The organism is Streptomyces daliensis (genome assembly GCF_054782395.1).
The window spans coordinates 107,832-118,937 of record NZ_BAAGSO010000099.1 but is presented as its reverse complement, the minus strand read 5'-3'; the positions used below and the strand labels follow the sequence as shown (position 1 = coordinate 118,937).

Below are 11,106 nucleotides of genomic sequence, written 5' to 3'. Positions count from 1 at the left end.
TGCGCCGCAGCCGTTTCACCGCCGTGGTGGGCGCTTCGGGCAGCGGGAAGTCCTCGCTGCTGCGTGCCGGGCTGGTGCCCGCTCTCCGGGACGACCCCGTAGCGGAGCGGCGTCCCTCGGTGGTGCGCCTGCTGAGCCCGGGGGAGCGCCCCGCCAGCACGCTTGGGCATCTGCTGGCGCCCCAGGATGCCGTCGGGGAGACCGTGGTCATCGTCGACCAGTTCGAGGAGGCGTTCGCGCTGTGCCAGGACGCGGCCGAGCGCTCCGCGTTCTTCGGCGCGCTGCTGGCGGCCCGGAGTGCGGGGAGCCGGTTACGGGTCGTGGTCGCGGTGCGGGCCGACTTCTTCGGGCGGTGTGCGGAGCACCGTGGCCTGGCCGAGGCGCTGCGCGAGGCGAGCGTGCTGGTGGGGCCGATGGGGCGGGAGGAGTTGCGGGAGGCGGTGGTCAAGCCGGCGCAGAGCACGGGGCTGATCGTCGAGCGGGCGCTGACCGCGCGCATAGTGGAGGAGGTGGCGGACGAGCCGGGCGGGCTGCCGTTGATGTCGCACGCGCTGCTGGAGACCTGGCGCCGCCGCTCGGGCAAGGCGCTGACGGTGGCCGGGTACGAGGCGGCGGGCGGTCTGCACGGCGCCATCGCGCAGACAGCCGAGGAGCTGTACGCGCGGCTCGCCCCCGCGCAGGCCGTCGTGCTGCGGCGGCTGCTGCTGCGGCTGGTCACCCCCGGCGACGGAGCCCCCGACACCCGGCGCCCGGCCGAGCGCGAGGAACTGCTTCCCAGCGGGCACGGGGAAGCGGAGGCGGAGTCGGTGCTGGAGGCGCTGGTGCGGGCGCGGCTGGTCATCCTCGACGGCACCCGCGCCGATCTGGCGCACGAGGCGGTGCTCACCGCGTGGCCCCGGCTGCGGGAGTGGATCGAGGAGGACCGCGAGCGGCTGCGGGTGCACCGCAGGATGACGGAGGCGGCCGGTACCTGGCAGGAGTTGGGGCGCGACGCGGGCGCGCTGTACCGGGGCACGCAGTTGGCGCTGCTGCGCGAGTGGCTGGCCCGCCCCGGCGCCCGGGAGGAACTGAACCCGCGGGAGCGTGCCTTCGCGGACGCCAGCATCGCCGCGCAGGACGCGGAGCAGAACCGGGCGCTGCGCACGGCACGCCGTCTGCGGGTACTGGCCCTCGCGCTGGCCGGGCTGCTGGTGGCCGTCACCGTCGTCGGCACGGTCGCGGTGCGCGAGCGGAGCCAGGCGGAGCGGGCCCAGCGGGTGGCGCAATCGCGCCAACTCGCGGCCCAGGCCCTCAGCATGGCCAACACCCGGCAGAAGACCGCCATCCTGCTGAGCGTGGAGGCGTACCGCCTCGCCCCCACCTGGGAGGCCCGCAGCGCCGTGCTGTCGATGGACGCCTACAAGGACTACCGGGCCAAACTCCTCGGCCACACCGGAACGCTCTTCGACCTCGCCTACGGCCGCGACGGCCTCCTGGCCACCGTCGGCCAGGACCGCAAGCTGATGCTGTGGGACACCGAGCGGGGGAAGCAGCAGCTCGAAGTCGACGGCCTCACGGCCTCGTGGCGTGCGGTGGCCGTCACCAAGGACGGACGCTGGGCGGCCACCGGCGGCGACCGCGGATCCGTCGTCCTCTGGGACCTGAAGACCCGCAAGAAGTCGGCGTCGCTGTCCAGCGGCACGGACCGGGTGCGCGATCTCGCCTTCAGCCCGGACGGCCGCAGCCTGGCGGTCGTGGGTACGGAGGGCGAGGTCGAGGTGCTCGGCGTGCACGAGCACTCCAGGACGCAGACCTTCGACGGGCACTCCGGCACCGTCAACGCGGTGGCCTTCAGCCCGGACGGCCGCACCCTGGCCACCGCGGGCGCCGACCACACCGTACGGCTGTGGAAGGCGGACACCGGCACATCCACCGCCACCCTCAGGGGCCACAGCCGCTCCGTCGACGGCCTCGCCTTCTCCCCGGACGGCCGTACCCTGGCCAGCACAGGCGCCGACAGCACGCTGCGGCTGTGGGACGCGCGGGAACACACCCGGCAGGCCACGCTCACCGGCCACGAAGGGCCGATCAACGCGGTGGCCTTCGCCTCCGACGGCCGTACGCTGGCCACCGCTGGAGACGATGACACCGTCATGCTCTGGGACGCCCGTGGGCACTACAGGCGAGCCGTCCTCACCGGGCACACCGGTGATCTCCGCAGCCTCGCCTTCCGCCCCGGCGGATCGCGGCTCGCCGCAGGCGGATCCGACGGCACCATCAGCATGTGGGACCCCACCCGCGTCCCCATGGCCGGGCACACGGACGAGGTCAACGACGTCGCCTTCAGCCCCGACGGGAGCACGCTTGCCTCCGCGGGGAGCGACGGCGCCACCGTGCTGTGGAACTCCGCCGACCGCACCCGGCAGGCCACCCTCGACAACGGCGACGACTCCGTCAACAGCATCGCCTTCAGCCCCGACGGACGCACCCTCGCCACGGGCGGTGACGCGGGCGAGCCCGGCGAGGGGGGTCTCACCCTCTGGGATCTCGGCTCCGAGCCGGAGCGCGAGAAGCACGGCAAGCGCGTCGGGCGCGGAGACTTCAAGCTGGTCGCCTACAGCCCCGACGGCCGCACCCTGGTCACCGTCACCTCGGACAACACCCTCGCGCTACGGGACGCCCAGCGGCCCGAGGAGGCGACCGAGCTCCCGGCCGCGAGCACCACCGATCCCGCCACGGACGTGGCCTTCACCCCGGACAGCCGCACCCTCGCCGTGACCCTGCGCAGCGGCGACACGACCCTGTGGGACCTCGCCGAGCGGAAGAAGCGCGCGACGTTCCCCGGCACCGACGGGGCCTCCTGGTCGGCGGCATTCAGCCCGGACGGCCGCACCCTGGCCATCTCCGGCGCGCGGGACACGGTGGCGCTGTGGGACGTGGCCGCACACGATCTCGTCGCCACACTGGTCGGCCACAGCGGCCCCTCGTACGATCTCGCCTTCTCCCCGGACGGACGCACCCTGGCCGCCGCGACCCCCGAGACGACGACGGTCCTGTGGGACGTGGAGAAGCGCACCCCCCGGGCCTCGCTGAACGGCCACACCCGGCCCGTACGCTCCCTCGACTTCAGCCCCGACGGCGAGACCCTGGTCACCGGCAGCGACGACCGCACGGCCATGCTGTGGATCACCGACCCCCACCGCAAGGTCCGGGAGCTGTGCGACATCGCCAAGCTGAACTTCAGTCGGGAGGACTGGAAGCGCTACTTCCCCGACACCGCCTACCACGAGACCTGCCCCGTGGGCGATCTCCCCGCCGACCCGTGAGCCGTGCGCCGTGAAGCCGTGAGCCGTGAGCCGTGCGCCCGGGGGAGGGTGATGGTGAAGGTGGGGAGAGCGTGCGGATTTTTACTGGGGGGTAGGCCGCGCGCCGGTCCTTGTTATACCGTCCGTCAGCAAGCGGGCGCTGGCTGCCGCCCCGGCGATCCACCGGAGAGAGGCGACGGCCGCATCCCCCTCCGGCCGCAGCGCGAACGCCACAGCGAACAAGGACCCCTTTCCTGACTGTAGGAGCCGCAGGATGGCAAGCAGCACGGTTCGACCAGAGACTCAGGACGACCTCGACCGGCAGGACGTCGCCCGGCGGCTGCTCGACTCGGCCGCGACGCTGGCGTACGACCCGGCCACGGAGGTGGACTGGGAGACGCCGCTCGACAAGGACTTCCACGGCGCGAGCCCGGAGTGGAGCACGCTCTACGGGACGCGGTACTGGAGCGAGCTGAGCGAGGCCCAGCGCAAGGAGCTGACGCGGCACGAGGCCGCGTCCGTCGCCAGCACCGGCATATGGTTCGAGATGATCCTCCAGCAGATGGTGCTGCGCGACATCTACGCGAAGGACCCGACCGACGACGAGTTCCAGTGGGCCCTCACCGAGATAGCCGAGGAGTGCCGCCACTCGATCATGTTCGCCCGCGGCGCCAAGAAGCTGGGCGCGCCGCCGTACCGGCCCCACCGGGTGGCCGTCGAGCTGGGCCGGGCCTTCAAGACCCTCGCCTTCGGCGAGTCGGCGTACGCGGCGATCCTTGTCGCCGAGGAGGTCCTCGACGTCATGCAGCGCGACTGGATGCGGGACGAGCGCGTCGTGCCGTTCGTGCGCACCATCAACAACATCCACGTCGTCGAGGAGTCGCGGCACATGAAGTTCGCCCGCGACGAGACGCGCAAGCGGCTCGCGAAGGCGGGCTGGGTGCGGCGTCAGATCAGCGCCTTCGTGATCGCCATCGCGTCCTACGTCATCGTCACCAGCATGGTGAACAAGGGCGTGTACGCGAACGCCGGGCTCGACAGCGAGCGCGCCCTGCGCGAGGCCGAGGCGAATGAGCACCACAAGTCGATGATGCGCTCCAGCTGCTCGGGCCTGATGGACTTCCTGGCCTCGGCACGCCTGCTCACCAAGCCCGCGCTGATCTTCTACAAGCGCGCCCACCTGATCTGAGCGGACTGAGCGGACCCAGCGGACTGAGCGGACGACATGCCCTACGCCATCACCCAGAACTGTTGCAGCGACGCCACCTGCGTCGCCGTGTGCCCCGTCAACTGCATCCATCCGACGCCCGACGAGCGGGCCTTCGGCAGCACGGAGATGCTGTACGTCGACCCGAAGACCTGCATCGACTGCGGGGCCTGCGCCGACGCCTGCCCGGTGGACGCGGTCTTCCCCGTGGACAGCCTCTCCGCCGCGCAGAAGGAGTACGCCGAGATCAACGCGGCGTACTACGAGAACGCGGGGCAAGCGGCGAGCGCGGAGGACGAGGGGACGGAGAGGGAGGGCGCGGGCATCGCCGGGCCCGAACCGGCGCCGGGCAGCCCCAACTTCCACCACTGGGACCGCCCGGTCTTCGACCGCGTACTGCCCTCGGACTTCAAGCCGATCCGCGTCGCGGTCGTCGGCACGGGCCCCGCTGGCATGTACGCGGCCGAGGACCTGCTGCTGCACACCCACGCCGAGGTGACCCTGATCGACCGGCTCCCGGTGGCGGGCGGGCTCGTCCGCTACGGCGTCGCGCCCGACCACCCCGCGACCAAGCGGGCCGGTGACACCTTCGCGAGGTTCCTCTCGCACCCCCGCTCGCGGCTGCACCTGGGGCTCGACATCGGCAGGGACGTGACGGCGGAGGAACTCGCCGCGCACCACGACGCGGTGATCTACGCGGTGGGCGCCTCCACCGACCGCCGTCTCGGCATCCCCGGCGAGGACTTGCCCGGCAGCATCGCCGCGACGACGTTCGTCTCCTGGTACAACGCGCACCCGGAGGTGGCGCCGGACGCGATCGACCTGTCGGCCGAGCGCGTGGTGGTGGTCGGCAACGGCAACGTCGCCCTCGACGTCGCCCGCATCCTCGTCGCGGACCCGGACACGCTGGCCGGTACCGAGATCGCGCCCCACGCGCTGGCGGCCCTGCACGCCAGCAAGGTGCGCGAGGTGGTGCTGCTCGGGCGGCGCGGCCCCGAGAACGCGGCGTACACCAGATCCGAACTGCTCGCGCTCAAGCACCTGCCCGGCGTGGACCTCGTCGTGGACGACCACGACCCGCGCGTCGGCACGGCGATCGACGCGGCGGCCGACGGGCCCGGCGCGCCCGGAGTCCAGGACAAGGCGGCGCTCCTGCGCGGGGTGACCCGTACGGCGACGGACTGGTCGCAGGCCCCCGCGCCGGGGCGGCGCATCGTCTTCCGCTTCCACTCCTCCGCGCGCGAGGTGCTGGGCACGGACACGGGCGGCGTCAGCGGCGTGCGCGTCACGGAGGGCCCGGCGGACGGCTCGGGCGACGGACCGGGGCGCGCCCCGCGTGAGCGGGTGATCCCGGCGGGGACGCTGCTGCGTGCAGTCGGCTACCGCGGCGTGCCGGTCGCGGGGCTGCCGTTCGACGAGGCCACGGGCACCGTTCCGCACGAGGGCGGACGCGTGCGGGGCATGCGCGGCACGTACGTCGTGGGCTGGATCAAGCGCGGCCCCTCGGGCGGCATCGGCGCCAACCGCACCTGCGCCGCGGAGACGGTCGGCACGCTGCTCGCCGACGCCGTCGAGGGCACGCTGCCCACGCCGACGCGCGCCGCGAAGGCGTTCCACCGGCTGGCGCGCCGCCGCAGCCGCGCGCGGAGCGGGGACAGGGGCGGGGGCGTGCGCTCGGCGGCGGCCCGGCGGGCGGAGCGGGCCGGGGCCCCGGCGTAACGGCGCTTCGGCCGGTCGGCTGGCGCGTCGAGAGGCGGGAAACCCGGGCGCGGAAGCGAGTACGTCTCCTCGCACCCGCGCCCGGGGCCAGCCCGTCAGGGCGTCAGCGCGCGGAGACGCGCTCCACCCGCAGCTCGGGTGAGGCCGCGATGTCCTTCTCGCAGAAGCGCGAGGTGACCCACTCGCTGTCCCCGAAGAGCCGCGTCATGTCGCTGTAGTAAGGCGACGCGGGGTTGCTCGACTGGGAGTAGGTCAGCAGCGTGCGGGCCACCGGGCAGCGCGAACCGTCCCAGCCGACCGCCTGGATGTAGCTGGAACCCATGGCCACCTCGGTGTAGCCGCCCTCCGCCGCGTTCCACTCCGGCTCCAGCTTGTTCCACACGCCGAGCGGCTCCGTACCACCGTGCAGTGCCGTCCGCTTCCCGTTCCGCTCCACGAACTGGTGCTCGCCCAGGGGAGCATCGAGCGCGATGTCAGCGTCGCGCAGCTGCGCCACGGCGTCGGCCAGGGCGCGGGTGAAGCCGGGCGCCGCCGTGTTGAGCGTGTGCGGGGTCGTGACGGGGTGCGCCGGGTCGAAGGGCACCTTCCACCGCTCGGTCTCCGGCACCTGCGCCGTCAGCTCCCGCCAGAACCGGTCGAAGAGCAGCGCGCCACGGCTGTCCTTGCGCATGCTCCGGTCCCACCGTTCGAGGACCGGGCAGGCCCCGGACACGTCCACCCTGGCCCCGTCGCTGCCGGTGGCCGTGCCGCCGGGGAGCGCGGCGCAGGCGCGGGCCGCGTCGGCAGCCGCGAGGTCACCGGCCGGTGCACGGTCGGCGAACTGCTGCTTCTGGAGGTCGCGCACCGTCAGCTTCCCCCGCCCGGCCATCTTCGCCACGTCCTCGATGGCACCCCGTGTGCGCAGCGAACGCGGGGTGCCGATGTCGCCGAAGACCCGCTCGTACCCGCTCAGCGGCCGGTCGGCGTTGGCCAGCCAGGCGCTGTTGTTCGAGTTCTCGGCGTACGGGGCGTCCTTGAGCGTCGGCATGCGCGACGGGCCGAAGATGCCGGGCTGCGCCGCGTCCGGGTCGCTGCCCAGCGCGCAGTCACCGCGCGAGCCGTCGAGCACCGCGAGGCCGCTGGCCGGGTACGTCGCCCTGCCCAGCTCGGTGGAGCAGCGCCCGGCCAGCGCGTCGGTGATCCGCGGCAGCACCTGCGACTGGGTGAACAGCGAGTGCCCGGAGCTGTCCGACGCGATGGTGTTCACCCACGGCATGCCCTGGTGACGGCGGAGCGAGTCGAGCATGCCCTGAGTGCCGCGCGCCTTGCTGAAGCCGAGGGAGGTGGCGGTGAGGCGGTCGTTGGCGGCGTTCGGGTCGTTGAGCGCGTAGGCCGTCGTGCGCGTCCACGGCAGCGGCAGATCGGAGTCGTAGGAGGTGAGGACGGGGCCGTAGCGCGTCCACCACTCGGTCATGGTCCGCTCGCCGCCGCCCTTCACGGGGACGGTGACGGTGCGCTTGGTCATCGGCTCGCTCTCGCCGTCGACGAGGTAGGAGGTGGGGTCCTCGGGGTCCAGCGTGAGCTGGTGCAGGTTGAAGGGGACGCCGGTGGCGACGGTGTGGCTCCAGGCGACGTGCGCGTTGTGCCCGATGGAGATGGCGGGCGAGCCGAGCAGTGAGCCGCCGGAGACGTTCAGTTCGCCGGGGATGGTCTGCTGCGACATCCAGAACCGGCGCCCGCCCTGCCAGGGGTAGTGCGGGTTGCCGAGGAGCAGGCCCCGGTTGTCGGCGGTCGTCGCACCGCTGAACGCGACGGCGTTGGAGCCCATGTCCGCCGTGCTGGTGTCGAGCAGCTTCCGTGCGGCGTCGGCCTGCGTGTCGGGATCCGGCCGGGAGGGGGAGCGGGTGGCGCCGGGTCCGTCGGCGGGCGGCCGCGCGCTCGTGATGCCGTCGGCGGCGCCGCCCTGGCCGCCGATCACGGAGAGTGCGAAGGCGCGGGTTGCCATGTCCTTCGCGGTGATCGGCCCGACCCAGTCGGCGCCCGCGCAGGCCGGGTCCGTGACCCGGTTCTGCGCGAGCCAGGCGTTGTAGCCCGCGATCCAGCCGCGGGTCATCTCGGCGGCGTTCCTGGCCTCGCGGCCACCGTCACCCCGGCCACCGTCACCCCGGCCACCGTCTCTCCGGCCCCGGTCGCCGCCGTCGCCGCCGCCCGAGCCGGGCTTGAGCTGCTTCGCGACCTCGGGCGACTCCCGCGCGGCGCGGAAGAAGGCGTCGCTGGAGAGGTTGCTGCCGGCCGAGGAGAGCGAGCCGTCGGGCGCCTTGTCCGGGCCGAAGTACCTGGAGCGTTCACCGCGTACCGTCACGAACCCGTCCGCGAGCACGCACACCATGTCGGCGGCCTGCGCCCATCCGGAGCCGAAGCCCACCCCGGCGTAGTCCTTGGCGAGGATGTGCGGGATGCCGTGTTCGGTGTACCTGAGCGTTGCCGACAGACCGCCGCCCGAGGGGCGCTGCTCTTCGGTGCGCTCGGCCGCCGTGGCGGGAGCCAGGGTGGCGGCCATGGTCAACAGCGCGGTGCCCAGAAGGGCGAGGCGTCTGAAGCGCCGTTGCATCGGAACCTCACAGCGTCGGTCGGACAGGGCTCGGCGGACAGTACCGAGCGGTTGCTTATCCGGGGAGGGGGCCGACGTGAATTGGCGTGTACTCGCGCCGGGTTCACGCCGGACCCGAGCCGGGTCCGCGCCGGGCCATGGCAGGAAAGGTGGGGTTCTCGTCATTGCGGACGGACCGGGACCGCTGAAGAATCCGGGGCATGACACGAGACCCGGCCGGCCCCGGCCGCGCCAAGGACGTGCTCGTCGTCCTCTTCGACGGTGTGCAGAGCCTCGACGTCACGGGCCCCGTCGAGGTCTTCACCGGCGCCGCCCACCTCGTCACGGCGCCGGGACCCGGCGCCTACCGGGTCCGTACCGCCTCGCTCGACGGCGCCCCCGTCCGCACGTCGAGCGGCCTCTCCCTCGCTCCCGACCTCGCCCTCGACGACGCGCCCGTACCGCACACCCTGCTCGTGCCGGGCGGTGAGGGCACCAGGGCCTGCGAGGCGCGTCTCGTCGGCTGGCTGCGGGCACACGCACCGCGGGCCCCGCGTCTGGTGTCCGTGTGCACCGGCGCGCTCGCGCTGGCCGAGGCGGGGCTGCTGGACGGGCGCCGCGCGACGACCCACTGGGCGTTCTGCGACAAGCTCGCCCGCGACCACCCCGAGGTCGAGGTCGATCCCGATCCCATCTATGTGCGCGACGGGCACGTCGCCACCTCGGCGGGCGTCACCGCGGGCATCGACCTGGCCCTCGCCCTCGTCGAGGAGGACCTCGGCAGAGAGGTCGCGCTCGCCGTCGCCCGCTATCTCGTCGTCTTCCTCCGCCGCCCCGGCAACCAGGCCCAGTTCAGCGCCCAGTTGTCCGCGCAGACCGCGCGCCGCGAACCGCTGCGCGAGGTGCAGCGCTGGATCACCGAACATCCGGAGGGCGATCTGACGGTGGAGTCGCTGGCGGCGCGCGCCCGCCTCTCGCCACGGCACTTCGCGCGGGCCTTCCACGCCGAGACGGGCATGACCCCGGGCCGCTACGTCGACCGCGTACGTCTGGAACACGCCCGCAGGCTCCTGGAGGACACCCGCGGGGGAGTGGAGGAGATCTCCCGCAGCTGCGGCTACGGCACCCCCGAGGCCATGCGGCGCGCCTTCCTCAACGCGCTGGGCGCGTCACCGGCGGAGTACCGCCGCCGCTTCAGCGCGGGCTTCGGCGCGGACTTCCGGGCTGCCCCCTCGGCCGCCCCCGTCGAACAGCGCCCCCGACCCACCCAGTGACCCGCCCGACGAAAGGACCGAACCCCATGCAGATCGCGATCCTCCTCTACGACAAGTTCACCGCGCTCGACGCTGTGGGCCCCTACCAGACGCTCAGCGCACTGCCGGACGTCGAGGCGGTGTTCGTCGCCGAGGAGGCGGGCCCCGTCCTGGACGACTGCCGCAGCCTCTCCGTCGTGGCCAGGCCGCTCGCCGAGGCCATGCGCCCCGACCTCGTGGTCGTGCCCGGCGGGCCCGGGCCCGACACCGGCAACGAGACGCTGCTCGACTGGCTGCGCACGGTGGACACGGCCACCACCTGGACGACCTCCGTGTGCACCGGCTCCCTCCTGCTCGCCGCCGCCGGGCTGCTCGAAGGCCGCCGGGCCACGACGCACTGGCTCATGATGGAGGAACTGGAGCGGCTCGGGGCCCGGCCGACGGGGGAGCGCGTCGTGTTCGACGGCAAGTACGTGACCGGCGCGGGCGTGTCGGCCGGGATCGACATGGGCCTGACCCTCGCGGGGCGGATCGCGGGCGACGAACTGGCGCAGACCGTCCAGCTCATGATCGAGTACGACCCCCAGCCGCCCTACGACGCGGGCTCCCCCGAGAAGGCCCCGGCTGCCCTGGTGGAGCGCATGAGGTCCGGGGTTTGATGTAGTGGGGCATGAGCATTTTCGTACGGGCCCGCTTCGACGTCAGGGACGGTCGGCAGGCCGAATTCGAGCGCATCGCACTGGCGTTGCGCGACGCGGCGGCGGCCGAGCCCGGAACCGTCAGCTACCGCTGGTTCTCGATGCCCGATCCCGGCTGCTATCTGGTGCTGGAGGAGTACACCGACTCCGCTGCTGCCGTGATGCACAACGAACACCAGGCGGAGCTGCTGGCGCGGGTGGGGGAGACCGCGGAGATGATCTTCGCGGAGATCTACGGTCCCGTGGGACCCGAGGTGCGCGAATGGGCCCGCACCAGGCCGCAGGTCAGGGTCTACCCGGACTTTCCCGCGCAGTAGCCGACGCGGCTGAGGGGACCGCAGCCGCCTGGCCGGGCCCCTCAGCCACCCCGTCGTGT

7 protein-coding genes are annotated in these 11,106 nt (G+C 73.2%); 6 read left to right on the top strand and 1 reads right to left on the bottom strand.

Annotation, left to right across the window (positions count from 1 at the left end; all coding sequences use genetic code 11):
• The 3 genes from ACYVOO_RS26820 to ACYVOO_RS26810 all read left to right on the top strand — a co-directional run.
• Nucleotides 1–3,305, top strand: a 3,305-nt coding sequence (locus ACYVOO_RS26820; RefSeq protein WP_461018271.1) for a WD40 repeat domain-containing protein, incomplete at its 5' end; no start/stop codon positions are given.
• A 253-nt stretch (nt 3,306–3,558) separates the two neighbouring features.
• Nucleotides 3,559–4,473 (top strand): AurF N-oxygenase family protein, encoded by a 915-nt coding sequence (locus ACYVOO_RS26815; protein WP_461018270.1) that lies wholly within the window; start codon nt 3,559–3,561, stop codon nt 4,471–4,473.
• A 36-nt stretch (nt 4,474–4,509) separates the two neighbouring features.
• A complete protein-coding gene (locus tag ACYVOO_RS26810; protein ID WP_461018269.1) occupies nt 4,510–6,210 on the top strand; it encodes an FAD-dependent oxidoreductase in 1,701 nt (566 codons plus the stop codon).
• A gap of 103 nt (nt 6,211–6,313) precedes the next feature.
• On the opposite strand, the gene ACYVOO_RS26805 is transcribed toward ACYVOO_RS26810, so the two are convergent.
• Nucleotides 6,314–8,800 (bottom strand): penicillin acylase family protein, encoded by a 2,487-nt coding sequence (locus ACYVOO_RS26805; RefSeq protein WP_461018268.1) that lies wholly within the window; start codon nt 8,798–8,800, stop codon nt 6,314–6,316.
• Between the two features lie 200 nt (nt 8,801–9,000).
• On the opposite strand from ACYVOO_RS26805, the gene ACYVOO_RS26800 reads away from it, so the two are divergent.
• From ACYVOO_RS26800 to ACYVOO_RS26790, 3 genes are read left to right on the top strand one after another with little or no spacing between them, the layout of a single operon-like run.
• The gene (locus ACYVOO_RS26800) at nt 9,001–10,053 is read left to right on the top strand and encodes a GlxA family transcriptional regulator (RefSeq protein WP_461018267.1); all 1,053 of its coding nucleotides are present in this window, start codon (nt 9,001–9,003) and stop codon (nt 10,051–10,053) included.
• 26 nt (nt 10,054–10,079) lie between these two features.
• Entirely contained in the window at nt 10,080–10,691 is a 612-nt protein-coding gene (locus tag ACYVOO_RS26795; protein WP_461018266.1) for a DJ-1/PfpI family protein, read from the top strand.
• Nucleotides 10,692–10,702: 11 nt separating this feature from the next.
• A complete protein-coding gene (locus ACYVOO_RS26790) occupies nt 10,703–11,047 on the top strand; it encodes a putative quinol monooxygenase (protein WP_461018265.1) in 345 nt (114 codons plus the stop codon).
• Nucleotides 11,048–11,106 lie beyond the last annotated feature (59 nt).

Coding starts and splice junctions, on each gene's coding strand:
- ACYVOO_RS26815 (WP_461018270.1), top strand. CDS start 3,559: ATGGCAAGCAGCACGGTTCGACCAGAGACTCAGGACGACCTCGACCGG.
- ACYVOO_RS26810 (WP_461018269.1), top strand. CDS start 4,510: ATGCCCTACGCCATCACCCAGAACTGTTGCAGCGACGCCACCTGCGTC.
- ACYVOO_RS26805 (WP_461018268.1), bottom strand. CDS start 8,800: ATGCAACGGCGCTTCAGACGCCTCGCCCTTCTGGGCACCGCGCTGTTG.
- ACYVOO_RS26800 (WP_461018267.1), top strand. CDS start 9,001: ATGACACGAGACCCGGCCGGCCCCGGCCGCGCCAAGGACGTGCTCGTC.
- ACYVOO_RS26795 (WP_461018266.1), top strand. CDS start 10,080: ATGCAGATCGCGATCCTCCTCTACGACAAGTTCACCGCGCTCGACGCT.
- ACYVOO_RS26790 (WP_461018265.1), top strand. CDS start 10,703: ATGAGCATTTTCGTACGGGCCCGCTTCGACGTCAGGGACGGTCGGCAG.